Origin of the sequence: Micromonospora sp. NPDC047467 (genome assembly GCF_040643095.1) — a bacterium.
Taxonomy (GTDB): Bacteria; Actinomycetota; Actinomycetes; order Mycobacteriales; family Micromonosporaceae; genus Micromonospora.
This window is the reverse complement of sequence record NZ_JBEYTO010000013.1, coordinates 1-24,148: the sequence shown is the minus strand read 5'-3', so window position 1 is coordinate 24,148 and position 24,148 is coordinate 1. Positions and strand designations below refer to the sequence as shown.

Annotated in this window: 22 protein-coding genes; 11 read left to right on the top strand and 11 right to left on the bottom strand. The window is 70.3% G+C overall.

What is annotated here, in order from left to right; all coding sequences use genetic code 11:
* Window positions 1-2: 2 nt before the first annotated feature.
* Both ABZ780_RS28265 and ABZ780_RS28260 read left to right on the top strand, forming a co-directional pair.
* Window positions 3-1,031 carry an ABC transporter ATP-binding protein gene (locus tag ABZ780_RS28265; protein WP_357008180.1) on the top strand — a complete coding sequence of 343 codons (1,029 nt, stop codon included), beginning with the start codon at window positions 3-5 and terminating at the stop codon, window positions 1,029-1,031.
* Window positions 1,024-2,037, top strand: coding sequence for a dipeptide ABC transporter ATP-binding protein (locus ABZ780_RS28260; protein WP_357007112.1), 1,014 nt, complete (start codon window positions 1,024-1,026; stop codon window positions 2,035-2,037). Before ABZ780_RS28265 ends, ABZ780_RS28260 begins: the two co-directional genes overlap by 8 nt.
* A gap of 115 nt (window positions 2,038-2,152) precedes the next feature.
* Here ABZ780_RS28260 and ABZ780_RS28255 read toward each other — a convergent pair whose 3' ends face one another.
* Window positions 2,153-2,539: a chorismate mutase gene (locus ABZ780_RS28255; RefSeq protein WP_357007115.1), complete on the bottom strand. Its 387-nt coding sequence runs from the start codon at window positions 2,537-2,539 to the stop codon at window positions 2,153-2,155.
* A gap of 311 nt (window positions 2,540-2,850) precedes the next feature.
* Between ABZ780_RS28255 and pcrA the strand changes: the two genes are divergently transcribed.
* A complete protein-coding gene (pcrA, locus tag ABZ780_RS28250; RefSeq protein ID WP_357007117.1) occupies window positions 2,851-5,256 on the top strand; it encodes a DNA helicase PcrA in 2,406 nt (801 codons plus the stop codon).
* A 97-nt stretch (window positions 5,257-5,353) separates the two neighbouring features.
* Here the strand turns inward: pcrA and ABZ780_RS28245 are convergent, their stop codons facing one another.
* Window positions 5,354-6,130 carry a peptidoglycan DD-metalloendopeptidase family protein gene (locus tag ABZ780_RS28245; RefSeq protein WP_357007119.1) on the bottom strand — a complete coding sequence of 259 codons (777 nt, stop codon included), beginning with the start codon at window positions 6,128-6,130 and terminating at the stop codon, window positions 5,354-5,356.
* Window positions 6,131-6,403: 273 nt separating this feature from the next.
* The gene (locus tag ABZ780_RS28240) at window positions 6,404-7,111 is read right to left on the bottom strand and encodes a M23 family metallopeptidase (protein ID WP_357007121.1); all 708 of its coding nucleotides are present in this window, start codon (window positions 7,109-7,111) and stop codon (window positions 6,404-6,406) included.
* A gap of 431 nt (window positions 7,112-7,542) precedes the next feature.
* On the opposite strand from ABZ780_RS28240, the gene ABZ780_RS28235 reads away from it, so the two are divergent.
* From ABZ780_RS28235 to sucD, 3 genes are all read left to right on the top strand, one after another.
* On the top strand, window positions 7,543-7,947 hold the full coding sequence (locus tag ABZ780_RS28235) for a cobalamin B12-binding domain-containing protein (RefSeq protein WP_357007124.1): 405 nt from the start codon (window positions 7,543-7,545) through the stop codon (window positions 7,945-7,947).
* Between the two features lie 447 nt (window positions 7,948-8,394).
* Entirely contained in the window at window positions 8,395-9,573 is a 1,179-nt protein-coding gene (gene sucC / locus ABZ780_RS28230; RefSeq protein WP_357007126.1) for an ADP-forming succinate--CoA ligase subunit beta, read from the top strand.
* Between the two features lie 2 nt (window positions 9,574-9,575).
* Window positions 9,576-10,463: a succinate--CoA ligase subunit alpha gene (gene sucD, locus ABZ780_RS28225; protein ID WP_357007129.1), complete on the top strand. Its 888-nt coding sequence runs from the start codon at window positions 9,576-9,578 to the stop codon at window positions 10,461-10,463.
* An 82-nt stretch (window positions 10,464-10,545) separates the two neighbouring features.
* Here the strand turns inward: sucD and ABZ780_RS28220 are convergent, their stop codons facing one another.
* Window positions 10,546-10,812, bottom strand: coding sequence for a DUF4190 domain-containing protein (locus tag ABZ780_RS28220; protein WP_357007131.1), 267 nt, complete (start codon window positions 10,810-10,812; stop codon window positions 10,546-10,548).
* A 201-nt stretch (window positions 10,813-11,013) separates the two neighbouring features.
* On the opposite strand from ABZ780_RS28220, the gene ABZ780_RS28215 reads away from it, so the two are divergent.
* Window positions 11,014-12,354: a DUF6350 family protein gene (locus ABZ780_RS28215; RefSeq protein ID WP_357007134.1), complete on the top strand. Its 1,341-nt coding sequence runs from the start codon at window positions 11,014-11,016 to the stop codon at window positions 12,352-12,354.
* A gap of 86 nt (window positions 12,355-12,440) precedes the next feature.
* Here the strand turns inward: ABZ780_RS28215 and ABZ780_RS28210 are convergent, their stop codons facing one another.
* Window positions 12,441-13,025: a DUF4190 domain-containing protein gene (locus tag ABZ780_RS28210; RefSeq protein WP_357488029.1), complete on the bottom strand. Its 585-nt coding sequence runs from the start codon at window positions 13,023-13,025 to the stop codon at window positions 12,441-12,443.
* Window positions 13,026-13,046: 21 nt separating this feature from the next.
* A complete protein-coding gene (locus ABZ780_RS28205) occupies window positions 13,047-13,343 on the bottom strand; it encodes a CD225/dispanin family protein (RefSeq protein ID WP_357007139.1) in 297 nt (98 codons plus the stop codon).
* A gap of 178 nt (window positions 13,344-13,521) precedes the next feature.
* On the opposite strand from ABZ780_RS28205, the gene purN reads away from it, so the two are divergent.
* Both purN and purH read left to right on the top strand, forming a co-directional pair.
* A complete protein-coding gene (gene purN / locus ABZ780_RS28200; RefSeq protein ID WP_357007141.1) occupies window positions 13,522-14,142 on the top strand; it encodes a phosphoribosylglycinamide formyltransferase in 621 nt (206 codons plus the stop codon).
* On the top strand, window positions 14,139-15,710 hold the full coding sequence (gene purH / locus ABZ780_RS28195; RefSeq protein ID WP_357007144.1) for a bifunctional phosphoribosylaminoimidazolecarboxamide formyltransferase/IMP cyclohydrolase: 1,572 nt from the start codon (window positions 14,139-14,141) through the stop codon (window positions 15,708-15,710). The genes purN and purH overlap by 4 nt, the downstream gene beginning before the upstream one ends.
* A 96-nt stretch (window positions 15,711-15,806) precedes the next feature.
* Here the strand turns inward: purH and ABZ780_RS28190 are convergent, their stop codons facing one another.
* The 5 genes from ABZ780_RS28190 to ABZ780_RS28170 form a co-directional block, all read right to left on the bottom strand.
* Complete coding sequence (locus tag ABZ780_RS28190) at window positions 15,807-16,844, bottom strand: dipeptide ABC transporter ATP-binding protein (protein ID WP_357007147.1); 1,038 nt, start codon at window positions 16,842-16,844, stop codon at window positions 15,807-15,809.
* Window positions 16,828-17,856 (bottom strand): ABC transporter ATP-binding protein, encoded by a 1,029-nt coding sequence (locus tag ABZ780_RS28185; RefSeq protein WP_357007150.1) that lies wholly within the window; start codon window positions 17,854-17,856, stop codon window positions 16,828-16,830. The genes ABZ780_RS28190 and ABZ780_RS28185 overlap by 17 nt, the downstream gene beginning before the upstream one ends.
* A 70-nt stretch (window positions 17,857-17,926) precedes the next feature.
* Window positions 17,927-18,883, bottom strand: coding sequence for an ABC transporter permease (locus tag ABZ780_RS28180; protein ID WP_357007153.1), 957 nt, complete (start codon window positions 18,881-18,883; stop codon window positions 17,927-17,929).
* On the bottom strand, window positions 18,876-19,814 hold the full coding sequence (locus ABZ780_RS28175; protein ID WP_357488028.1) for an ABC transporter permease: 939 nt from the start codon (window positions 19,812-19,814) through the stop codon (window positions 18,876-18,878). The genes ABZ780_RS28180 and ABZ780_RS28175 overlap by 8 nt, the downstream gene beginning before the upstream one ends.
* A gap of 197 nt (window positions 19,815-20,011) precedes the next feature.
* Window positions 20,012-21,610 carry an ABC transporter substrate-binding protein gene (locus ABZ780_RS28170; RefSeq protein ID WP_357007159.1) on the bottom strand — a complete coding sequence of 533 codons (1,599 nt, stop codon included), beginning with the start codon at window positions 21,608-21,610 and terminating at the stop codon, window positions 20,012-20,014.
* A gap of 444 nt (window positions 21,611-22,054) precedes the next feature.
* Between ABZ780_RS28170 and ABZ780_RS28165 the strand changes: the two genes are divergently transcribed.
* Together ABZ780_RS28165 and ABZ780_RS28160 are read left to right on the top strand one after the other, a co-directional pair.
* On the top strand, window positions 22,055-22,915 hold the full coding sequence (locus ABZ780_RS28165) for a bifunctional methylenetetrahydrofolate dehydrogenase/methenyltetrahydrofolate cyclohydrolase (protein WP_357007162.1): 861 nt from the start codon (window positions 22,055-22,057) through the stop codon (window positions 22,913-22,915).
* Between the two features lie 163 nt (window positions 22,916-23,078).
* Complete coding sequence (locus ABZ780_RS28160) at window positions 23,079-24,029, top strand: malate dehydrogenase (protein ID WP_357007165.1); 951 nt, start codon at window positions 23,079-23,081, stop codon at window positions 24,027-24,029.
* Window positions 24,030-24,148: the final 119 nt, after the last annotated feature.

Genomic DNA, 24,148 nt, shown 5'->3' with positions numbered 1-24,148 from the left:
TCGTGTCCGAGCAGTCCGCGCCGGGATCCGGCGGGTCCGGACGTCCCTCCGGTCGGCTGCTCGAGGTCGACGACCTGCGGGTGGAGTTCCGTACCCGGGACGGCGTCGCAAAGGTCATCAACGGGGTCACGTACCACGTCAACGCGGGGGAGACCCTCGCCGTGTTGGGCGAGTCCGGCTCCGGTAAGAGCGTCACGGCGCAGACCATCATGGGCATCCTCGACACCCCGCCCGGCTTCGTCACAGGTGGACAGGTCCGCTTCCACGGCAAGGACATGCTCGCCATGTCCGCCGAGGAGCGCCGCCGCATCCGCGGCGAGGGCATCGCGATGATCTTCCAGGACGCGCTCTCCGCACTGAACCCCGTCTTCACCGTCGGGTTCCAGATCGCCGAGCAGTTCCGGGTCCGGCGTGGCATGGGTCGCGCGGAGGCCAAGAAGCGCGCGATCGACATGCTCGACCAGGTCAAGATCCCGAACGCCAAGGGTCGGTTCAACAACTACCCGCACCAGTTCTCCGGCGGTATGCGGCAGCGCGCGATGATCGCGATGTCGCTGGCGCTCGACCCGGAGGTGCTGATCGCGGACGAGCCGACCACCGCGCTCGACGTGACGGTGCAGGCCCAGATCATGGACCTGCTCGCCGAACTGCAGCGTGAGCGGCAGATGGGCATGATCCTGATCACCCACGACCTCGGCGTGGTCGCCGACGTCGCGGACCGGATCGCGGTCATGTACGCGGGCCGGATCGTCGAGGAAGCCGACGTGTACGACCTGTACGGCAAGCCGGCGCACCCGTACACGATGGGTTTGATCGACTCGATCCCGCGCCTGGACGAGAAGGGGCAGCAGCTCCGGACGATCAAGGGCCTCCCGCCGAACCTGATGAACATCCCGCCGGGCTGCCCGTTCAACCCGCGCTGCCCCATGGCTCAGCCGGTGTGCAGGGAGAAGGTCCCGCCCCTGCTGCAGGTGGGCACCGCCCGGGCCAGCGCCTGCCACTTCGCCGAGGAGCTGGTGAACCGTGTCTGAGAACATCATCGAGGTCCGTGACCTGGTCAAGCACTACCCCGTCACGCGGGGTGTGGTGTTCAAGAAGACCATCGGTCAGGTCAAGGCGGTCGACGGAGTCTCGTTCGGTCTGCGCGCCGGTGAGACGCTCGGTGTGGTCGGCGAGTCCGGCTGCGGCAAGTCGACCCTTGCCCGGGTGCTGATGAACCTGGAGAAGCCGACGGCGGGCAGTGTCTCCTACAAGGGCCAGGACATCTCCAAGCTGTCCGGTGGGGCGCTGCGGCGTCTCCGCCGGCAGATCCAGCTGGTCATGCAGGACCCGTACACCTCGCTGAACCCGCGGATGACCGTCGGCGACCTGATCGGTGAGCCGTTCGAGATCCACCCGGAGGTGGCGCCGAAGGGCAGCCGTCGGGGCAAGGTCCGGGAACTGCTCGACCTGGTCGGCCTCAACCCGGAGCACATCAACAGGTACCCGCACCAGTTCTCCGGCGGTCAGCGTCAGCGCATCGGCATCGCCCGTGCGCTCGCGCTGCGCCCCGAGGTGATCGTCTGCGACGAGCCGGTGTCCGCGCTTGACGTCTCCATCCAGGCCCAGGTGATGAACCTGCTGGAGAAGTTGCAGGGCGAGTTCGGGCTGTCGTACGTCTTCATCGCGCACGACCTGTCGGTGGTCCGCCACCTGTCGGACCGCGTCGCGGTCATGTACCTCGGCAAGATCGTCGAGATCGGCACCGAGGACGAGATCTACGAGCGGCCGACCCACCCGTACACCCAGGCGCTGCTCTCTGCGGTGCCGGTGCCGGACCCGACGCAGCGGAACAACAAGACGATCATCCGTCTCACGGGTGACGTGCCGTCGCCGGTCAGCCCGCCCTCGGGCTGCCGGTTCCGGACCCGCTGCTGGAAGGCGCAGGACGTCTGCGCCGAGCAGGTCCCGCTGCTGGAGATCCGACAGGGCTCGGACCACCCGAGCGCCTGCCACTTCGCGGAGAAGCGCGAGATCGTCGCCACCCACGAGGCGTGAGTCACCGGAACCGCCTGCCGACGTCACCACGACGACGGCAGGCGGTTTCGTGTGTCCGGTGCCCTGAGCGGGCCGGTGCGACGCCGAACGCCCCGTGCGGGGCAGCCGGGGTGGTTCAGAGCGGGCCGCGACCCGCACGCAGCAACAGCAGCGCCAGTTGGGTGCCGTCGGCGCCGAGCGCCATCCGGAAGCGCTCCAGGATCTCCCGCTCCCGGGAGAGCACCAGGCGCGTCCCGCCGGAGGCCATCCGGGTGACCCCCACCTCCTGTGACAGCGCGGCCCGCTCCTGCCAGAGCGAGATCAACGCGTTGTCGATCTCGTCGATGCGTTCCCTGATCTGCACGATCCGCGCGGAGGCGGTCGGCTCCACGGTGCCGGTCTGTGCCTCGGCCGGGTCGCTGGCCTCGTCCGGGGGCACCGCCGGCGTGCCCCCGTTCAACGAGGGCTGGTCCGGCTCGGGCCGGGTCGGGCCGCCGCTCTGCTCCACCACGTCTGTCATCATCGGGTACCTCTCGCGCTGTGGTGCCCGGTGCCCAGAACCCGGGACAGAAAAGCCCCGGGCTCCAGGAGCCCGGGGCTTTTCGCAGGTCTGATTGATCAGGCGCGACCTACGGCAGCCGGACTCCCGGTGCCGTAGTAAAAGTAGTAGCGCGCAGTGATCACGCCGTCGAGTATGCCCACGTCGACGGCGGGTGCGCAAGGATTCCGCCCCAAATGGCGACCCCTGCCACGCCGGAGGCGTCGGCGAGGACCCTTCGCCGCCGGACGGCGCGGTCGGGAAGTGTCCGGCTGCCGGCATAGACTTGACGCGCGATGCATCCTCTCTTCGACATTCCCGCGTCCCCGCCCGCGCCGGAGTCCGCGCCGGCCCGTCCGCACCGTCCCGGGTCGGCCTCCGCCCGCCTCGATCCGCGCGAGCTGCTCGCCGGGTTGAACGGGCCGCAGCGCGACGCGGTCAGTCACGCCGGCTCGCCGCTGTTGATCGTGGCCGGCGCCGGGTCCGGCAAGACCCGGGTGCTCACGCACCGGATCGCCTACCTGCTTGCCGAACGGGACGTGCATCCCGGGGAGATCATCGCCATCACCTTCACCAACAAGGCTGCCGGCGAGATGAAGGAGCGGGTCGCCGCCCTGGTCGGCCCGCGCGCTCGGCTGATGTGGGTGTCGACGTTCCACTCCGCGTGTGTCCGCATCCTGCGCGCCGAGCACGAGCACGCCGGCCTCAAGTCGACCTTCTCCATCTACGACGCCGACGACTCCCGCCGGCTGATGCAGATGGTCACCCGGGAGCTGGATCTCGACCCGAAGCGCTACCCGGCACGCGGGCTGGCCGCCCAGGTCTCCAACCTCAAGAACGAGCTTGTCGACCCGGAGCAGTTCGCCGCGCGGGCCAGCGGGCCCAACGAGCGGGCGCTCGCCGAGGCGTACACGCTCTACCAGCGTCGGCTGCGCGAGGCGCACGCGCTCGACTTCGACGACCTGATCATGACGACGGTGCACCTGCTCCAGTCCCACCCGCACGTCGCGGAGAGCTACCGGCGACGGTTCCGGCACGTGCTTGTCGACGAATACCAGGACACCAACCACGCCCAGTACACGCTGATCAAGGAGCTGGTGTCCGGCACCGACGGGCTGGCGCCGGCCGAGCTGTGCGTGGTCGGTGACGCCGACCAGTCGATCTACGCGTTCCGGGGCGCGACGATCCGCAACATCCTGGAGTTCGAGCGGGACTTCACCGACGCGCGGACGATCCTGCTGGAGCAGAACTACCGCTCCACCCAGACCATCCTCAACGCCGCCAACGCGGTGATCGACCGGAACACCTCCCGCAAGCCCAAGCGGCTGTGGAGCGAGGCCGGCGACGGCGAGCGGATCGTCGGCTACGTGGCCGACACCGAGCACGCCGAGGCGGACTGGGTGGGCCGGGAGATCGACCGTCTGGTCGACGCCGACGAGACCCGCCCCGGCGACGTCGCGGTGTTCTACCGCACCAACGCGCAGTCCCGCGTCTTCGAGGAGGTGTTCATCCGGGCCGGTCTGCCCTACAAGGTGGTCGGCGGGGTGCGCTTCTACGAGCGCAAGGAGGTTCGCGACGCGCTGGCGTACCTGCGTTCGGTGGTCAACGACGACGACACGGTGAGCCTGCGGCGGGTGCTGAACACCCCCCGCCGGGGCATCGGTGACCGCGCGGAGGCGTGCGTCGAGGCGCTGTCCAGCCGCGACCGGATCTCCTTCGGGGCGGCGCTGCGCAGGGCCCGGGAGGCGCCCGGCATCTCCACCCGGGCGGCAAACGGCATCGCCGACTTCGTGGCGCTGCTCGACGGTGCCCGGGAGCTGGCCGAGACCGGCACCCCGGAGGAGGTGCTGGAGGCGTTGCTGACCCGCTCGGGCTACCTCACCGAGCTGGAGGAGAGCCTGGACCCACAGGACGCCGGCCGCGTGGACAACCTCCAGGAGCTGGTCAGCGTCGCCCGGGAGTACACCGAGCGGATCGAGGCGCTGGGCGCCGACGGGGAACGGGCCACCCTGGCCGGTTTCCTGGAGCAGGTCGCGCTGGTCGCCGACGCCGACCAGATCCCCTCCGACGATCCCGACCACCAGGGCGTGGTCACGCTGATGACCCTGCACACCGCCAAGGGCCTGGAGTTCCCGGTGGTCTTCCTGACCGGGCTGGAGGACGGCGTCTTCCCGCACCTGCGCTCGCTGGGCGACACCCGTGAGCTGGAGGAGGAGCGCCGGCTGGCGTACGTCGGCATCACCCGCGCCCGGCAGCGGCTCTACCTCTCCCGGGCGGTGACCCGCTCAGCCTGGGGGCAGCCGTCCTACAACCCGCCGTCGCGGTTCCTGGAGGAGCTGCCACCGGAGTTGGTGCGCTGGGAGCGCACCGAGGGCTCGTACACCTCGTGGGCCGGCGGGGGCGGCGGCGTCGGTGGGCGCGCGGACCGCGTGCCCGGCGGGCGCGGGACCTTCACCGGGGGTACGCCGAAGGCGGCGCAGCTGGCCCAGCGGCTCGGCGTGGACGGCAGCCGCCTCACCACGGCCAGCGAGTTGCCGCAGGGGCCGAAGGTGTCCGCCGGAGACCGGGTCAACCACCAGCGGTACGGGCTGGGGCGGGTGCTCGCCGTCGAGGGTCACGGCCCGGGCGCTCGCGCGCAGATCGACTTCGGTGACCAGACCATGTGGCTGGTGCTGCGGCACGCCCCGGTCGACAAGCTCTGACAGCGGCGGGCCCGGCCGGTTCGGGGTCACGTCACGAGTGGGTGGCCTCCGGCAGTGCGGAGGTCACCCACTCGATCGGTCGACAGGTCTGCCGGGCTCAGCAGCCCAGGTCGACGCCGCGCGCCTGCATGAACGGCGCCGGGTCGATCTGGTTCCACATGCCCTGGTGCACCTCGAAGTGCAGGTGTGGGCCGGTGGAGTCGCCCGTGCTGCCCTCGTAGCCGATGACCTGGCCGGCCTTGACCTTCTGGCCGACGGTGACCGCGATCCGGCTCTGGTGGGCGTAGTGGGTCAGGTAGCCGTTGCCGTGGTCGATGAAGACGGAGTTGCCGTACCCGTCGGAGGCGTCGCCGGCCTGGGTGACGGTGCCGGCCGCCGCGGCGTGGATGGGCGTGCCGGAGGGCAGCGCCAGGTCGATGCCGGCGTGCAGGGTGCCCCAGCGTTGCCCGTAGCAGGAGGTGACCGACGCGCCCGGCATCGGGTCGACCCAGGCCGGGGTGGGCTTGGTGGTCTTCTTCGCCACCGGCTTCGGCTTGGTGGTGGCCGTCTTCGTCGGCGTCGGGCTGGCGGAGGCCGACGGGCTCACGGTCGGGCTCGCGCTGGGCGTGGCCGACGGGGAGTCCGGCGCGGTCGACTCGCGGGCGGAGCGGTCGGCCCGGTTGTCGGCCTCGGCCCGCGACTGCGCGTCGAGCGAGACGGCGGTGGGCGCTGGGCGGTCCCCGCCGGTGGTGGCGACGGCGACGCCGCCCAGGCCGAGGGCCACCAGGGCGGCCGCGCCGAGCACGATGGCGCGGTTTCGCCGACGGGCGCGCCGCGGCTGCTCGGTGGTGGTGTCGGGGGTGTTCTCGTTCTGGACGGGGCTGTCTTCCTGCACGGCGGACCTTCACAGTCGAGGGGCACTTGACCTCGAAATAGTGGTGTCGGGCCGAGCTGGACGGGGCATCGGGACCGGGGAGCCGCGCAACGGGTCGCGCGTCACCTGCCCGGATATGCGTCCTTCTGAAGCAGTCCGTCCGGAAAAGTGATCATGCGCGGTGGTGTCGTCGGTCACAGTCCGTACTGTGATTCGGCAGACATCCGCAGCCGACCCGCAACGAAAAACCGCCCGGATCGACAGATCCGGGCGGTCAGTGGTCGGTACGCAGCGTCAGGACGCGGCTACCTCGCTGTAGATTGCCTCGACTTGCAGCTTGATGTCCACTCCGCGCTTCTGCAGGTAGGGCACCGGGTCGGTCGGCTGACCCTTGACATGCAGCTCGAGGTGCAGGTGGGTGCCGTAGGCGTGGCCGGTCTGACCGACCAGGCCGAGCTGGTCGCCCGCCTTGACCTGCTGCCCCTCCTTGACGCTGAGCGCGGAGGAGTGGCCGTAGATGGCCTCGCTGCCGTCGGCGTGCTGGACGATCACCGCGTAGCCGTAGCCGCCGAACCAGCCGGCCTTGGTGACCAGCCCGTCGTGGATCGCCACATAGGGCGTGCCCTCGGGGACGACCAGGTCGACGCCGGTGTGCAGCTTGCCCCAACGCATCCCGTACGGGGAGTTGAAGTCGTAGCCCTGCAGCGGCAGCATCCAGACCTCGGGCTCGGCCGCGTCCTTGCCGCGGCTGTCCCGGGAGGCGCGCTCGGCGTTGTCCGCACGTTCCGTCACGTCCTGGCTGGTGGCCGACGCCTGCTTGAGCTCGTCGAGAACCGACGGGCTGACGTCCTTGGCGTCGGGCAGGGCGCTCGCGCCGAGCGCGACGAGGCCGGCGCCGACGAAGGCGGTGGTGACGACGGCCGCGTAACGGCTACGCGGGGGGGTGGGCACGCGGCGACGACCGCGATATCGATCGGGCTCAGACGACAGGCGCTGGCGCACGCACACCCTCCGTTGTCGGGGTTCCGAGGCGACTGGTGGACGTCCGTGAAGCTCCGATGAACGTCTGCCAACCGCGTCGTCACCCGTCCATGGACCTGATGACAACCGTGGACACGTTAGCCAACCCCCAGGCGAGTCACAAGCCAGAGCGCGGAATTGGCGTGTCGATCTGTCCGTCTGCGTCCACGATTGTCACGCATCGTGGCGTCGATCGGTGCCCCCGTAACTGCCCGTTCGTCGCCGAGCGTGACCGGACCGGCGGAGTCGTCCGACTTGACGCCGCAGCCCAGCGAGCACCGTCCGGTCGGCCCGGGTCGGGCTCGGAGGCGCCCGGATGCCGGTGGGTTTCCGGCCCGGATTTCCCGGCCCCGGTCGGGCGGGTTACCGTTCGTTCAGGTGAAGGCCGTGAAGCCGGTGAAAGGTGTGCGCTGATGAGCTCTCGTATTCGGGTCGTCGTCGCCAAGCCAGGGCTGGACGGCCACGACCGGGGCGCCAAGGTCGTGGCGCGTGCCCTGCGGGACGCCGGGATGGAGGTCGTCTACACCGGCCTGCACCAGACGCCCGAGCAGATCGTGGAGACCGCCATCCAGGAGGACGCCGACGCCGTCGGCCTCTCCGTGCTCTCCGGCGCGCACATGACGCTCTTCCGGCGGGTGCTGGAGTTGCTTGGTGAGCGGGACGCCCGCGACATCGTCGTGTTCGGTGGCGGCATCATCCCGAACGGTGACATCCCCGAGCTGGAGAAGCTGGGCGTCGCCAAGATCTTCACGCCCGGCGCCACCACCCAGGCGATCGTCGAGTGGGTCCGGCAGAACGTCGCGCAGCCGGTCGGCTGAGGCGGGCAGCGGGTTCGAGTCTCCGCCAGGCGGGGTCGAGCCGGATTTGGGCACGGGGGAGGGGCCGGACGCACCCCTCACACGTCCGGCCCCTCTATGCACGATGCCCCGCCGCCACCCCTCGACCGACAGGGCATCGGCCGTCTCCCGTCATCGCGCTGTTCAGCGCTCCGACATCTGACTCAACGACGGCCCCACGGCCGGGTTACGCACCCGTTCCAACATCGCCCGGACGATTGACGTGGGCCGTGTCGCGGCCGGAACCGCCACGTCAGGTGGTCCGGTTGTGCATTACCGCACACCGCGCACCCGCTCGGTTGCCGGCGGTGCCCACCTCGCTAGGCTGCCGCCAATGGCCTGTTTGAACTGACGACAGGCGTCAAACTGTTGGTGAACGCTGGTGGCGGCGCGACGGCGCGCCGCGGAGACGGGACGGGACGCGCAATCGTGGACCTGTACGAGTACCAGGGGCGGGACCTGTTCGAGCGGCACGGCTTGCCCGTGCTGGCCGGCGGCGTCGCCACTACCCCGGAGGAGGCCCGCGCGATCGCCGAACGCCTCGGCGGTCGGGTGGTCGTCAAGGCGCAGGTAAAGGTCGGCGGCCGAGGTAAGGCCGGTGGCGTCAAGCTCGCCGAGGGCCCGGATGAGGCGGTGGCCAGGGCCACCGACATCCTCGGCATGGACATCAAGGGTCACACCGTCCACAAGGTCATGATCACCGTGACCGCGGACGTGGCCGACGAGTACTACTTCTCGTACCTGCTCGACCGGGCGAACCGCACCTTCCTCTGCATCGCCAGCGTCGCCGGCGGCATGGACATCGAGCAGGTCGCGGCCGAGACCCCCGACAAGGTCGTGAAGGCCCCGATCGACGCCGTCAAGGGTGTGGACGAGGCCAAGGCTCGCGAGATCGTGACCGCCGCCGGCTTCCCGGCCGACGTCGCCGACCAGGTGGTCGAGATCGCGGTCGGGCTGTGGCAGGCGTTCGTCGCCGAGGACGCCACGCTGGTCGAGGTCAACCCCCTCGCGAAGAACGGCGACGGGCGGCTGCTGCTGCTCGACGCCAAGATCAGCCTGGACGAGAACGCCGCGTTCCGGCACCCCGACCACGAGGCCCTGGTCGACCAGGCCGCCGTGGACCCGCTGGAGCAGGCCGCCAAGGCCAAGGACCTCAACTACGTCAAGCTCGACGGCGAGGTCGGCATCATCGGCAACGGCGCGGGTCTGGTCATGTCGACCCTCGACGTGGTCGCGTACGCCGGTGAGCGGCACGGCAACGTCAAGCCGGCCAACTTCCTCGACATCGGCGGCGGCGCGAGCGCCGCGGTGATGGCGAACGGGCTGGAGATCGTGCTCTCCGACCCGGCTGTGAAGAGCGTCTTCGTCAACGTCTTCGGCGGCATCACCGCCTGCGACGAGGTCGCCAACGGCATCATCCAGGCGCTGGCCCTGCTGGAGCAGCGCGGCGAGCAGGTCACCAAGCCGCTCGTCGTCCGCCTCGACGGCAACAACGCCGAGGCTGGCCGGGCGATCCTGGACAGCGCGAACAACCCGCTCGTGCAGCGGGTGGACACCATGGACGGCGCGGCCGAGCGGGCCGCCGAGCTGGCAGCTGCGGGGGTCTGATCATGGCTATCTGGCTGACCAAGGACTCGAAGGTCATCGTTCAGGGGATGACCGGCTCCGAGGGCTCCAAGCACACCCGGCGGATGCTCGCCGCCGGCACCAACGTGGTGGGCGGCGTCAACCCGCGCAAGGCGGGCCAGAAGGTCGACTTCGACGGCACCGAGCTGCCGGTCTTCGCGTCCGTGGCGGACGCCATGGCCGAGACCGGGGCCGACGTCACCGTCATCTTCGTGCCGCCGCAGTTCACCAAGGCCGCCGTGGTCGAGGCGATCGACGCCGCGATCCCGCTGGCCGTGGTGATCACCGAGGGCGTGCCGGTGCACGACACCGCCTCGTTCTGGGCGTACAACGTGTCGCAGGGCGAGCGGACCCGGATCATCGGGCCGAACTGTCCCGGCATCGCCTCGCCGGGCGCTTCCAACGCCGGCATCATCCCGGCCGACATCACCGGCTCCGGCCGGATCGGCCTGGTCAGCAAGAGCGGCACGCTGACCTACCAGATGATGTACGAGCTGCGCGACATCGGCTTCTCCACCTGCGTCGGCATCGGTGGCGACCCGATCATCGGGACCACGCACATCGACGCCCTGGCGGCGTTCGAGGCCGACCCGGAGACCGACGCCATCGTGATGATCGGCGAGATCGGCGGCGACGCCGAGGAGCGGGCCGCCGAGTTCATCAAGGCCAACGTCACCAAGCCGGTGGTCGGCTACATCGCCGGCTTCACCGCGCCTCCCGGCAAGACCATGGGTCACGCCGGGGCGATCATCTCCGGCTCGGCCGGCACCGCCGAGGCGAAGCAGGCGGCGCTGGAGGCGGTCGGAGTCAAGGTCGGCAAGACGCCGACCGAGACCGCGAAGCTCATGCGGGAGATCATGTCCGGCAACTGAGCCGGCCAGACAGCATCGCAGGGGCCGACCGGTTGTTCCGGTCGGCCCCTGTGGCGTACCACGCGGGCGGGAGCGCCCCGGCTCAGTCGTTGTTCCAGAACGGGTAGTTGCCGGACGACCGTAGGATCGCGCTGCCGATGATGTTGATCACGCCGAACGCGATGGCGAGGTAACCGAGAATCGGCGACTGGCCGTAGCGCCGGGCGTCGCGGATCGACAGGTAACCGAAGATGATGCCGAGAATGCCGCAACAGATCAGCCCCAGCACGATGCCCAGCACGCCCCAGAGTGTGGTGCGGTCCCGACCCCTGGCCGGCGGCGGTGGGGGTGGTGGGTATGCGGTCGTCACGGCTTCCTCCGGCGCGGTCATGGGCGACGGGCCGACCCGGGCGCGACCGGCGGACCCGACCTGGGAGGCCGCGACGGCCACCCCCTCTGGGCCGAGGCTAGACCCGGCCGGACGCCCTCGACCCCGGTTCGCTCAACTCGCCGCCGTCCGGAGCGGTCTAACGGACTGCCACGGCCCGTGCGACGTGCCAGAGTAGAGCGGATGCCCCCCGTCACCCCTGACCGTCCCAGCCGTCCGGGCGGTGCGGGCGCCGACGACCGGTCGGTCGACCGCGCCACACCGCGTCGGCGGGTGCCCGCGCCCCGCGCCGGTGAGTCGCCGCGCGGGCGGGCACCGCTGCCCGTCGCCGCAGGGGTGGCCGCCGGTGGGGCCGCCCTCACCTCGTACCTGCCGGTCGCCATCGTGCTCGGCCTGGTGCAACTCGGCGCGGACTCCACCACCCTGAGCGGCACCCTGCGCACCGCACTGGCCGGCTGGCTGGTGGGGCACGGCGTGCCGCTGCACACCGAGTCCGGCCCGTTCGGGCTCGCCCCGCTGGCGCTGACCGTGCTCGCGCTCTGGCGACTGACCCGGGCCGGCGTGCACGTCAGCCGCGCGATCGGCGCCCGCGACAGCCGCTCACCGCGTCGGGCGCTGATCGCCGCGGGCGCGGTCGGCCTTGCGTACGCGCTGCTCGGCGCGCTTGCCGCGGTGCTGATCGGCGCGGACGGGCCGGATGTGTCAGTGGTGCGGGCGGCAGCCACGTTCGCGGTGGTCGGCACGCTCGCCGCGCTGGTCGGCGCGACCCGGATCACGGCCGTGACCCGGCTGCTCGTCGCCCGGATGCCCGGTCCGCTGCGGGACGCTGTGCGTGCCGGGCTGGTCGCCGCGCTCCTGCTGCTCGGGGCTGGTGCCGGCGCGGCCGGCCTGGCCGTGGCCACCGGCGGCGGTGACGCCGCGGACATGATCGGCGCGTACCAGACCGGGGTGGCCGGGCAGGCCGGGATCACCCTGGTCAGCATGGCGTACGCGCCGAACGCGGCGATCTGGTCGACCAGCTACCTGCTCGGGCCGGGTTTCGCGGTCGGCGTCGACACCGCCGTCCGCACCAGCGAGGTGTCGGTGGGCGCGCTGCCGGCCATCCCGCTGCTCGCCGGCCTGCCCCGCGGTCCCGTGGACGGCCTCGGCGCACTGCTGCTCGCGGTGCCGGTGCTGGCCGGGATGGTCGTCGGCTGGTTGCTGGCCCGCCGGGTTGCCCGTCTCGCCGGGCCGCAGCGGGCCCCGCGGCGCTGGGCCGGGCTGCTGGCTCCGGCAGCCCTGGCCGGGCCGGTGGCCGGCGTGTTGCTCGGCGTGGCCGCCGCGATCTCCGGCGGCCCGCTCGGTGCCGGCCGACTGGCGCAGGTCGGGCCGGTGGCCTGGCAGGTCGGGGTGGTGGCGGCCGGTGTCATCGCGGTCGGCGCGCTGCTCGGTGCCGCCGCCACCCGGGCGCTCGTTCGGGGCCCAGGTGGTGGCCAGACCCCACCGCGTGACCCGGAGCCCGACCGGGCCCGCCGCACCAGCTGACCGGCTCGCCGACCTGGCCGTGCCGGTGGTGGGTACGGCGCGGGGCGCCCCGGACGATCCGGAGCGCCCCGTCAGGACCGGACCGCTCAGGGCTGGGCCGGCAGGTCGAAGCTGCCGACGATGCTCAGGATGAGCAGCAGGACGCCCAACCCGGCACCGACCGCACCGCAGATCAGACCGGCCTTGGCCTGGCCGCCGTTGTTGGCCTGGCCCTGGGAAACCTTCTGCTGGGCCAGGTAACCGGTGACCACGCCGGCGATGCCGAGCGGGATGCCCAGGTAGAGGCAGCAGATCAGCGGGATCGACGCGATGCCGAGGATCATCGACACCAGGCCGAGGGTGTTGTTCTGGCCCTGCGCCTGCGGGTATCCGGCGTTCGGGTACGAGGGCGCACCGTAGGGCTGCTGCTGGCCGTAGGGGGCCTGCGGCTGACCGTACGGGTCCTGCGGCTGCTGACCGTACGGAGCCTGCGGAGCGCCGTACGGGTCCTGCGGCTGCTGGCCGTAGGGCTGGCCGGAGGTGGGCTGCTGGCCGTACGGCTGGCCCGAGGTGGGCTGCTGGCCGTACGGGGCGGCCGGCGGCTGACCGTACGGGTCGTGCGGCGGCGGGGGTGAGGTCGGGTCGTTGGGCTGCTGGCCGTACGGGTCCTGACCGGGGTTGCCGGGCTGCATTCGAAGAGCTCCTTGGACTTGTTAGTTACTGCTGCTGTTGCCACTCATGATCGCGCCCAGACCACCCAACGCGCAGCACAGCAACGCGATGACATACCACGTAATACCCACGATAAGGGCCCACTTGGACCACTTCCGTGATTCCGTGGCCGCGGCCTGTGCCCCGGCGTAGTCACCCTGCTGAAGCAGTGGGTTGACCTTCGACGCGTTGATGATCGCGGGGATGGCCAGCGGCCAGAAGAGGAAGACGGCGACGATCGACATCGTCATGTTGTTGTCGATCGGCGGCTGCTGCTGGGGGTGGTGACCGGGCTGCATGGGGGTGCTCCTCATTCCAACGACACGGTTGGCGTGCCGGAACGGTACCGGGGATGCGGGCCGGCGCGGTGTCCAGCCCGAGCGACCGGCAGCGTACCGGGTCGATGCCCGTCCGCACTGTCGGAGATCGGCGCCGCCCAGCCGAAGGGCCTCCTGACCTGCCCGATAGGGTGGCCCGGTGACCGAGCCCGCGTCCGCCGCCCGCATCGTCGTCCTCATTTCCGGCTCCGGGAGCAACCTTCAGTCCCTGTTGGATGCCGCCGCTGACCCCGCGTACGGCGCGCAGGTGGTCGCGGTCGGCGCGGACCGCGACGGCATCGCGGGCCTGGACCGGGCCGAGGCGGCCGGGGTGCCGACCTTCGTCGAGCGGGTCCGCGACCACGACACCCGGGAGGACTGGGATCGGGCGCTCACCGCGCACGTCGCGAAGCACCAACCCGACCTGGTCATCTCCGCCGGCTTCCTCAAGCTGGTCGGCCCGCACTTCCTCGCCGCCTTCGGCGACCGCTACCTGAACACCCACAACACCCTGCTGCCGGCGTTCCCCGGCATCCACGGCCCGCGTGACGCCCTCGCCTACGGCGTGAAGCTCACCGGAGCCACCCTCTTCTTCGTCGACGCCGGCATGGACACCGGGCCGATCGTCGCGCAGGTCGCGGTGCCGGTGCTCGACGACGACGACGTGGACGCGCTCACCGAGCGCATCAAGGAAGCCGAGCGGCGCCAGCTCGTCGAGCAGGTGGGTCGCCTGGTCCGCGAAGGCTGGACCATCACCGGAAGGAAGGTCACGGTTCCGTGAGTCCCACTCAGGACGGGCGCCGCCCAATCAGGCGGGCGCTGGTCAGCGTCTACGACAAGACCGGGCTGGTCGAGCTGGCCCAGGCCCTGCACGCGGCCGGCGTGGAGATCGTGTCCACCGGCAGTACGGCGGGCACCATCGCCGCCGCCGGGGTGCCGGTGACGCCGGTGGAGACGGTGACCGGGTTCCCCGAGGTGCTCGACGGTCGGGTGAAGACCCTGCACCCGAAGGTGCACGCGGGTCTGCTCGCCGACCTGCGCAAGGACACGCACGTCACGCAGCTCGACGAGCTGGGGGTGGCGGCGTTCGACCTGCTGGTCTCCAACCTCTACCCGTTCCAGGCGACGGTCGCCTCCGGCGCCGGTGTCGAGGAGTGCGTGGAGCAGATCGACATCGGCGGGCCGGCCATGGTGCGGGCCGCCGCCAAGAACCACGCCTCGGTCGCCGTTCTGACCGACCCGGCCGGCTACCCGGCGCTGCTCGGCGCGCTTGGCGAGGGCGGCTTCACCCTGGCCCAGCGCCGTGCGCTGGCCGCCCGGGCGTACGCCGACATCGCCGAGTACGACGTGGCGGTGGCGCAGTGGTGCGCCAAGGAGCTGGCTCCGGCCGACGACTCCTGGCCCGCGTTCGCCGGGTCGGCGCTGCGCAAGTCGACCGTGCTGCGCTACGGGGAGAACCCGCACCAGCCCGCCGCGCTCTACATCGACCCGGACGCCCCGGCGGGGCTCGCCCAGGCCGAGCAGCTGCACGGCAAGGAGATGTCCTACAACAACTACGTCGACGCCGACGCCGCCTGGCGGGCCGCGAACGACTTCGCCGACCAGCCGGCCGTGGCGATCATCAAGCACGCCAACCCGTGCGGCATCGCGGTGGGCGCGGACGTGGCCGAGGCGCACCGCCTGGCGCACGCCTGTGACCCGGTGTCGGCGTTCGGCGGCGTCATCGCGGTCAACCGCCCGGTCTCGATCGAGATGGCCCGGCAGGTCGCCGAGATCTTCACCGAGGTGGTGGTCGCCCCCGGCTTCGACGAGGGCGCGGCCGAGGTGTTGCAGGGCAAGAAGAACATCCGGCTGCTGCGTGCGCCGGCCTGGACCCCGGCGACTGTCGAGTGGCGGCAGGTGACCGGTGGCGTCCTGTCCCAGGTCGCCGACCGGGTGGACGCTCCCGGTGACGACCCGGCGAGCTGGCAGTTGGCGACCGGCGAGGCCGCGGACGAGGAACTGCTGCGGGACCTCGCGTTCGCCTGGCGGGCGGTCCGCGCGGTGAAGAGCAACGCGATCCTGCTCGCCAAGAACGGCGCCACCGTCGGGGTCGGTATGGGTCAGGTCAACCGGGTCGACTCGGCGCAGCTCGCGGTCAGCCGCGCCGGCGCCGACCGGGCCCGCGGTTCGGTGGCCGCCTCGGACGCGTTCTTCCCGTTCGCCGACGGCCCGCAGATCCTCATCGACGCCGGCGTCCGCGCCATCGTCCAGCCCGGCGGCTCCATCCGCGACGACGAGGTAATCGAAGCGGCCAAAAAGGCCAACGTAACGATGTACCTAACGAAAACCCGCCACTTCTTCCACTAACAGTGCCCGGGCCCCGGCCTGGACCCCGTTGATCATGAAGTTATTGCCCGCCGCCTCGGCGCGTCAGGGCAATAACTTCATGATCAACGCGAGGGGTCAGGCCGGGAGGGTTGGAGGGCGGAGTTCGGCGAAGTGGCAGGCGGACGGGTGAGGGTCTGCTGCGCGGGGCACCGTTTGCGGGTCCTCTACCGCGCAGATGTCCTGGGCCTTCCAGCAGCGGGTTCGGAAATGGCAGCCGCTCGGCGGGTCGGCCGGGCTGGGCACGTCGCCGACCAGCCGGATCATGTTGCGCTGGTCGCGTACCTCCGGGTCGGGCACCGGCACTGCCGAGAGCAACGCCTGGGTGTACGGGTGGGTGGCCCGCTCGTAGATCTCGTCCTCGGTGCCGATCTCGACGATCCGACCGAGGTACATGACCGCGACCCGGTCGGCGATGTGCCGCACCACGGACAGGTCGTGGGCGATGAAGATGTACGACAGCCCGAACTCGTCCTGCAACTGCTCCAGCAGGTTGATCACCTGAGCCTGGATGGAGACGTCGAGCGCGGAGACCGGCTCGTCGCAGACGATGATCTCGGGCCGGAGCGCGAGCGCGCGGGCGATGCCGATGCGCTGGCGCTGACCGCCGGAGAACTGGTGCGGGTACCGGTTGATGTGCTCCGGGTTGAGCCCGACGACGTCCAGCAACTCCTGGACCCGCTTCTGCTTGCTGCCCTTGGGTGCGGCGTCCCGGTGGATCTCGAACGGCTCGCCGATGATGTCGCCGACGGTCATCCGGGGGTTCAGCGAGGTGTACGGGTCCTGCATGACCATCTGCATGTTGCGGCGCAGTCGGCGCAACTCGCCCCCGGACGCCTTGAACAGGTCCCTGCCCTCCAGGGTGGCCCGACCGGAGGTGGGTGTCTCCAGTCGCATCAGCAGCCGGGCGAGGGTGGACTTGCCGCAGCCGGACTCGCCGACGACGCCCAGCGTCTCGCCCCGGCGCAGCTCGAAGCTCACGCCGTCGACGGCCTTCACCGCGCCGATCTGTCGTTGGAACAGCACGCCCTGGCTGATCGGGAAGTGCTTCACCAGGTTGTCGACGGAGAGGATGGTCTCGCCCCGGACCTTGGTGGGGCTAGCGGGCGCTGTCATCACGGACCTCCTGCGCGAAGTGGCAAGCGCTGGTCCGGCCGTCGCCGAGGACCAGGTCGTGCGGCACCACGTCCACGCAGACCTGCTGGACGTACGGGCAGCGGGGGTGGAACGGGCAGCCGGAGGGGATTCGCATCAGGTTCGGCGGCAATCCCTTGATCGTCGACAGTTCCTGGCCGCGGACATCCATCCGCGGGATCGATTCCAACAAACCCTTGGTGTACGGGTGGGCCGGCGCCTTGTAGAGCGAGCGGACGTCGGCGTGCTCGACGATCCGGCCGGCGTACATGACCGCGATCCGGTCTGCGACGCCGGCGACCACACCCAGGTCGTGGGTGATCAGGATCATGGCCATGTTGAGGTCCCGGCGCAGGTCGGCCAGCAGGTCCATGATCTGGGCCTGCACGGTGACGTCGAGTGCCGTGGTGGGTTCGTCGGCGATGAGCACCTTCGGGTTCAACGCCAGCGCCATGGCGATCATGACGCGTTGCCGCATGCCGCCGGAGAACTGGTGCGGGTAGTCGCCGATCCGCTTGGCGGCACCGGGGATCTTGACCAGGTCCATCAGCTCGACGGCCCGGCGGCGGGCGTCACCCCGGGACATGCCGGCGCGCTGACGCAGCGTCTCGCCGATCTGCCAGCCGACCGGGAAGACCGGGTTCAGCGCGGAGAGCGCGTCCTGGAAAATCATCGCGATCTCCTTGCCGCGGACCTGCCGGCGCTGCTCCTCGGAGCAGGTGAGCAGGTCCTGACCCTGGTAGAGGATCTGGCCGGAGCGGACGAACGCGGGCGGGGTGTCCAGGATGCCCATGATCGCCTGGGCGGTGACCGACTTGCCGGAGCCGGACTCGCCGAGAACCGCGAGGGTCTCCCCGGCGTCCAGGTGGTACGAGACACCGTTGATCACCCGGGCCACGCCCTCGTGGGTGCGGAACTCGACGTGCAGGTCCCGCAGCTCCAGCAGGTGACCACCGTCGGGGGTGGCGGAGGCGGGCGTGGGTTGAACGGTCATGATGGTGCCTGCCTTTCGTTCGCGACTGCGGGGCTCGCTTCGCTCACTCCTCGCGCTCGCACGGAGGATCTCACCGCAGCTTCGGGTCGAAGGCGTCACGGATCGCGTCGCCGAGCATGATGAACGCCAGCACGGTCAGCGCGAGGAAGGCCGACGGGACGATCAGCGGGGTCGCCGCCTCCCGCATGTGGATCCGGCCGGTGTCGATGTCCTGGCCCCACGAGATGGTCGGCGCCTTCAGGCCGATGCCCAGGAAGGAGAGCGTGGCCTCGGCGGCGATGAACGAGCCGAGGGCGATGGTCAGCACGACGATGGCCGGGGCCAGTGAGTTCGGCAGGATGTGCCGCCACATGATCCGCCCGTTGCCGGCGCCGAGCATCCGGGCCGCCGCCACGTAGTCCTGCTCCTTGGCGGTGATCACCGAGGAGCGGACGACGCGGGCCGCCGTGGTCCAGCCGAGGATGGCCAGCACGAAGATCACCGCCGCGATCCGGGTGTTCACGCTGTCGCTGGAGACGCGCTTGAGCAGCACGATCGCGGCCAGCAGCAGCGGGATGCCGAGCACCACGTCGATCACCCGGGAGAGCACCGCGTCGACCCAGCGGCCGAAGTACCCGGCCAGCATGCCGACCGCCAGCGCGATCACGCCGGTGCCGAGCGCGGCGAGCGCGCCGACCAGCAGCGAGGCCCGCGTGCCGTAGACCGCTCGGGAGTACGTGTCGCAGCCCTGGAAGTCGTACCCGAAGATGGCCCCGCCGGACGGCCCGGCGTGCTGCCGGGACAGCAGGCAGTCGTTCGGGCTGTTGGCGGTGAACAGGCCGGGGGCGATGGCCATCAGGGTGAAGATGACGACCAGCGCCAGCGAGATCCAGAAGATGGGGTTGCGGCGGAGGTCGCGCCAGGCATCGCCGGCCAGGCTGCGCGGTTTCTGCGGCACGTCGATCTGGTTGGGCGCGCCCGGCTCGCCGGAGGGGCCCCGCCGTGCGGCCTGGTTCTCGGTGGCCGCCACAGTCTCAAAGTCACTCATAGCGGATCCTCGGGTCGAGTACGGCGTACAGGACGTCCACCACCAGGTTCGAGACCAGGTAGACCACGACGAGCACGCTGACGATGCCCACCACCAGGGGGCCGTCCTCGGTGCGGATGCCGCGGAAGAGGTTGAAGCCCACACCGGGGATGTTGAAGACGCCCTCGGTGATGATCGCGCCGCTCATCAGGTTGCCCAGCTCCACACCGAGGAAGGTGACCACCGGGATGAGCGAGTTGCGCAGCACGTGGACGGTGACGATGCGGCGCTTGACCAGGCCCTTGGACCGGGCGGTGCGGACGTAGTCGGCGCGGAGGTTCTCGGCCACCGAGGTGCGGGTCAGCCGCAACGCGGTGGCCAGCGACAGCGAGCCGAGCACGATGCCGGGCAGCAGCAGGGCGTAGAACGTCGGCTCGGAGCCGGCGGTGGGTGGGAAGATCTGCCACTTGACGCCCAGGAAGTACTGCGCGAGCGGCGCGAGCACGATGGTCGGGATGCCCAGCACCAGCAGGGTCAGCACCAGCGTCGAGTTGTCGAAGATGCTGGCCCGGCGGATGCCGGCGATCACACCGGCGCTGACCCCGAAGATGATCGCCACGGCGAGCGCGATGAGCGCGAGCTTCACGGTGACCGGCCAGGCGGCCTGCAGGATGTCGCCGATCTGCCGGCCGGTCAGGGACTGGCCGAGATCACCCTGGAGCAGGTTCTTCACATAGTCGAAGTAGCGGTAGAAGAAGCCGCCGACGCCTGTCGCGTCCAGGTGGTACTTCTCCGTCAGGTAGGCCCGCTGGGCTGCCGTCACCGGTCGTTCGCCCGCGAGTGCCTGGATGGGGTCGCCCTGGCCGGCGAACATCAGCGCGTAGACGATCAGGGTGGTCCCGAAGAACGCCAGGACCATCTGGAGGAGGCGCCGAAGGATGTAGCGGAACATGCTTAGCAGTCTCTCCGGAATTATGCGAAAGGGTCGCAGGACGGCATCTCTGGTCGTACCCGAAATATCTGAGATGTGCCGTCGGGCCGGGGGAGGCCTGCGCCGCCGGGTGTCGGGCCCGCGTGAGCGGGGCCGGCGGGCACAGAGCGTCCGGGCCACCCGGGCGTCGTCGCCCGGGTGGCCCGCACATGGTCAGCTCAGCTGGCCGCTTCGATCTTGACGAGGTTGACCCGCTGGAACAGGTCCATCTCGACGTTCTTGACCTTGGACGAGTGGCCGAACACGTTCTCGCCGAAGCGGAGCGGGATTACCGGCATGTCCTTGGCCAGGATGTCCTCCGCCTGCTGGTACTTGGCGATCGCCTCGTCCTGCGTCTTGGCGGCGGAACCCTCCTTCACCAGCCTGTCGAACTCCGGGTTGCTGTAGCCGTAGTAGTTCGACGAGCCGTTGGTGCTGTACAGCGGGCCGAGGTAGTCCTCCATGGTCGGGTAGTCCATGACCCAACCCATCCGGAACGCACCCACCGGCGTCTTCTTCTCGACCTTGGTCAGCAGGTCGGCGAACTTCGGCTCGGCCGAGCCGACGGCGTCGACACCCAGGTTGGCCTTGAGCTGGTTGACCGTGGCGTCGACCCAGTCCTTGTGACCGCCGTCGCCGTTGTAGGAGATGACGATCTTCGAAGGACCGCCGGCGGCCTGGTAGAGCTTCTTGGCCTCGGTCGGGTTGAACTCCCCGGCGCTGCCCGCGGTGTTCTCCCGGTAGCCCGGCAGCACCGGCGAGACGAACGAGCGGGCGGGGTCCTGCGAGCCCTTGAAGACCGACTTGGTGATCTCGTCACGGTCGATCGCCATCGAGATGGCCTTACGCACGTCCGGGTTGCTGTAGTCCTTGTCGAACGTCGGGAACGCCAGGAACTGGAACGACGACATCGGGCTGGTCTGGTACCGGTCGCCCAGGTCGGTCGGCGCGGTGCTCAGGCTCTCGGTCGGGATCGTGGGCAGCACGTCCAGGTTGTCCGCCAGGACGTCCGCGTAGGCCGCGGTGAGCTGCTGGTAGATCCGGAACTCGATGTCCTTGACCTTGGGCTTCTCGCCCGGGTACGCGTCGTACCGCTCGACCGCGATCTTGCTGTCGTGCTGCCAGGAGCCCTTCATCTTGAAGGGGCCCTGCCCGATCGGCGCCTGCTCGTAGGAGTCCTTGAGCACGCCCGGGGCCGAGAACGCGGCGTCCGGCAGAGGGAGGAACGCGGTGTAGCCCAGCGTCGTCTTGAAGTCGATGTACGGCTCGGACAGCGTCACGGTGAAGGTGAGGTCGTCGACCTTCTTCAGCCCGGACAGATCCTTGGCCTTCGGCTCCTTGCCCTGCAGGTCGGCGTAGCCAGCGATCTTCTCGAAGAAGAAGTTGTTGTCCTGGCCGTTGGGGGCGTACGCGCCGTAGTTCCAGGCGTTGATGTAGTCCTCGGACGTGACCTTCTCGCCGTTGTGGAAGGTGTAGCCGTCCTTGAGCTTGATCGTCCAGACCTTGTTGTCGGACGAGGTCACGGACTCCGCTGCGACCTCGTACGGCTTGTTCTGGGCGTCGTAGTCGACGAGCGGGCTGAACAGGCCGGCGAGCACCTGCGCTCCCGACGTCTCGGCGGTGTTGGTGGGAACCAGGTGCTTCGGCTCGGCGATCTGGATGCTGACCGCCGAACTGCTGCCACCGGAGTTGCCGTCGCCGCCGCTGCCGCAGGCCGCGAGGCCCAGCGTCACCGCGAGCGGGAGGGCGGTCCAGGCGGCGAGTCTACGAACTCGCATTGTGCCTCCTCATCTCCTCACGCTGCGCAGTCAGGCCCGACGCTGGGTTACGCTGCGCAACAAGCGGCAACGGTAGATCGCGTACCGGCCTTCGACAACGGCTCGATTGCAAGCGCGCAACGGTCGGGGCTCCTTCCCAGTCGGGGGGCGGGTGAGCCTGCTGAAGCGAACCGGATTCTGTGGCGCTGAACTGCACATTCTCCGGTCAGGTCAGGTGCCTGCTGTGTTCGTCTGGGCCGGATTCGCCCGGCTCGGGCCGTCCTCCGGGTTCCATCCCGTCCGATGATCCCTGGCCGTTCCGAGGGTGACCAGGCCCACATCTGTAACCCATGGTGACGAGGTGGTTGTCACTAACGGTTACTAAGGGCGGGATGGTGGGGGCGTCGGCACCCCACCGGGCGAGGTCGTCTGAGGGGCGGGTGCCGGACATGAGACGATCTGGTCGTGACGGCGACGCTTCTGGACGGCAAGGCGACCGCAGCGGAGATCAAGGACGAGCTGCGGATACGCGTTAAGGCACTCGCGGAACGCGGCATCATCCCCGGGTTGGGCACGGTCCTGGTCGGTGCCGACCCGGGCAGCCAGGCGTACGTCAACGGCAAACACCGCGACTGCGCCGAGGTGGGTATCGCCTCGATCCGCCGGGAGCTGCCGGCCGACGCCACCCAGCAGCAGGTCGACGACGTCCTGGCCGAGCTGAACGCCGACCCAGCGTGCCACGGCTACATCGTCCAGCTGCCGTTGCCCGCCCACCTCGACACCCAGCGGGTGCTGGAGCTGATCGACCCGGCCAAGGACGCCGACGGTCTGCACCCGGTCAACCTGGGTCGACTCGTCCTCGGCTACGACGGCCCGCTGCCCTGCACCCCGCGCGGCATCGTGGAGCTGCTCCGCCGGCACGACGTGGCGCTGCGCGGTGCCACCGTCGCCGTGGTCGGCCGGGGCAACACCGTCGGCCGCCCGCTCGGCCTGCTGCTCACCCGCCGCAGCGAGAACGCCACCGTGACCCTCTGCCACACCGGCACGCTCGACCTCGCCTCGCACACCCGGGCCGCCGACATCGTGATCGTGGCGGCCGGCGTACCCGGCCTGCTGACCGCCGACATGATCCGGCCCGGCGCGGTCGTCGTCGACGTGGGCATCACCCGGGTGATCGGCCCCGACGGCAAGGGCCGCTACACCGGCGACGTCGACCCGGAGGTGGTCGAGACTGCCGGCGGGCTGGTGCCGATGCCCGGTGGTGTCGGTCCGATGACCCGGGCCATGCTGCTCACCAACGTCGTGGAGCGCGCCGAGCGCGGCTGACCCGGTGCGCCCCACCGCAGCGGGCGGGGCGCGTAACTGTGGTCGAACCGGGCGGCGGTGACGTTCGCCCCATCCCGCCGTTGTCCGCCGCCCCTGACCTGTCCGGTGCCAGGATGACTGATACGGTCCGGAAAACCGACTGGTAGCAGGGAGTGGGACGACCATGGGTAAGAAGGTCACTGTCGTCGGGGCTGGCTTCTACGGCTCCACCACCGCACAGCGCCTGGCCGAGTACGACGTCTTCGACACCGTCGTGATCACCGACATCGTGGAGGGCAAGCCCGCGGGTCTCGCTCTCGACCTCAACCAGTCGCGGGCCATCGAGGGCTTCGAGACCAAGGTCGTCGGCGCGACCACCGGCCCGAACGGCGAGGGTTACGAGGCCATCGAGGGCTCGGACGTCGTCGTCATCACCGCTGGTCTGCCGCGCAAGCCCGGCATGAGCCGGATGGACCTGCTGGAGACCAACGCCAAGATCGTGCGGCAGGTCGCCGAGAACGTCGCCAAGTACGCCCCGAACGCCGTGGTCATCGTGGTCTCCAACCCGCTGGACGAGATGACCGCGCTGGCCCAGCTCGCCACCCAGTTCCCGAAGAACCGGGTGCTCGGCCAGGCCGGCATGCTGGACACCGCCCGGTTCAGCAACTTCGTCGCCGAGGCGCTGAACGTACCGGTGGCGTCGGTCCGCACGCTGACCCTGGGCTCGCACGGCGACACCATGGTGCCGGTGCCCTCGAAGAGCACCGTCAACGGCAAGCCGCTGCGTGACGCCATGCCGGCCGAGCAGATCGAGGAGCTGGTCGTCAAGACCCGCAACGGTGGTGCCGAGGTCGTGGCGCTGCTCAAGACCGGTTCGGCCTACTACGCGCCGTCCGCCGCCGCCGCCCGGATGGCCAAGGCCGTCGCCGAGGACTCCGGCGACGTCATGCCGGTCTGCGCCTGGGTCGACGGCGAGTTCGGCATCTCCGGTGTCTACCTGGGTGTCGAGGCCGCGATCGGCGCCGAGGGCGTCAAGCGCGTCGTCGAGACCGACCTGGACGCCGACGAGCTGGCCAGCCTCAAGGAGGCCGCCGAGGCCGTCCGCGCCAAGCAGGGTGACGTCGCCAGCATGTGATCCATCCAGCAGTACGGAAGGGGCGCCGGCGCCAACCCGCCCGCCCCCCCCCCCAAAAAAAACCCCCCCCCCCCCCCCCCCCCCCGGGACAAGCCCTTATATAACCAACCCACACAGAC

Coding starts and splice junctions, on each gene's coding strand:
- pcrA (WP_357007117.1), top strand. CDS start 2,851: ATGCATCCTCTCTTCGACATTCCCGCGTCCCCGCCCGCGCCGGAGTCC.
- ABZ780_RS28210 (WP_357488029.1), bottom strand. CDS start 13,025: ATGCAGCCCGGCAACCCCGGTCAGGACCCGTACGGCCAGCAGCCCAAC.
- ABZ780_RS28235 (WP_357007124.1), top strand. CDS start 7,543: ATGAGCTCTCGTATTCGGGTCGTCGTCGCCAAGCCAGGGCTGGACGGC.
- ABZ780_RS28205 (WP_357007139.1), bottom strand. CDS start 13,343: ATGCAGCCCGGTCACCACCCCCAGCAGCAGCCGCCGATCGACAACAAC.
- ABZ780_RS28170 (WP_357007159.1), bottom strand. CDS start 21,610: ATGCGAGTTCGTAGACTCGCCGCCTGGACCGCCCTCCCGCTCGCGGTG.
- ABZ780_RS28215 (WP_357007134.1), top strand. CDS start 11,014: ATGCCCCCCGTCACCCCTGACCGTCCCAGCCGTCCGGGCGGTGCGGGC.
- ABZ780_RS28190 (WP_357007147.1), bottom strand. CDS start 16,844: ATGACAGCGCCCGCTAGCCCCACCAAGGTCCGGGGCGAGACCATCCTC.
- ABZ780_RS28255 (WP_357007115.1), bottom strand. CDS start 2,539: ATGATGACAGACGTGGTGGAGCAGAGCGGCGGCCCGACCCGGCCCGAG.
- ABZ780_RS28175 (WP_357488028.1), bottom strand. CDS start 19,814: ATGTTCCGCTACATCCTTCGGCGCCTCCTCCAGATGGTCCTGGCGTTC.
- ABZ780_RS28180 (WP_357007153.1), bottom strand. CDS start 18,883: ATGAGTGACTTTGAGACTGTGGCGGCCACCGAGAACCAGGCCGCACGG.
- sucD (WP_357007129.1), top strand. CDS start 9,576: ATGGCTATCTGGCTGACCAAGGACTCGAAGGTCATCGTTCAGGGGATG.
- ABZ780_RS28160 (WP_357007165.1), top strand. CDS start 23,079: ATGGGTAAGAAGGTCACTGTCGTCGGGGCTGGCTTCTACGGCTCCACC.
- ABZ780_RS28185 (WP_357007150.1), bottom strand. CDS start 17,856: ATGACCGTTCAACCCACGCCCGCCTCCGCCACCCCCGACGGTGGTCAC.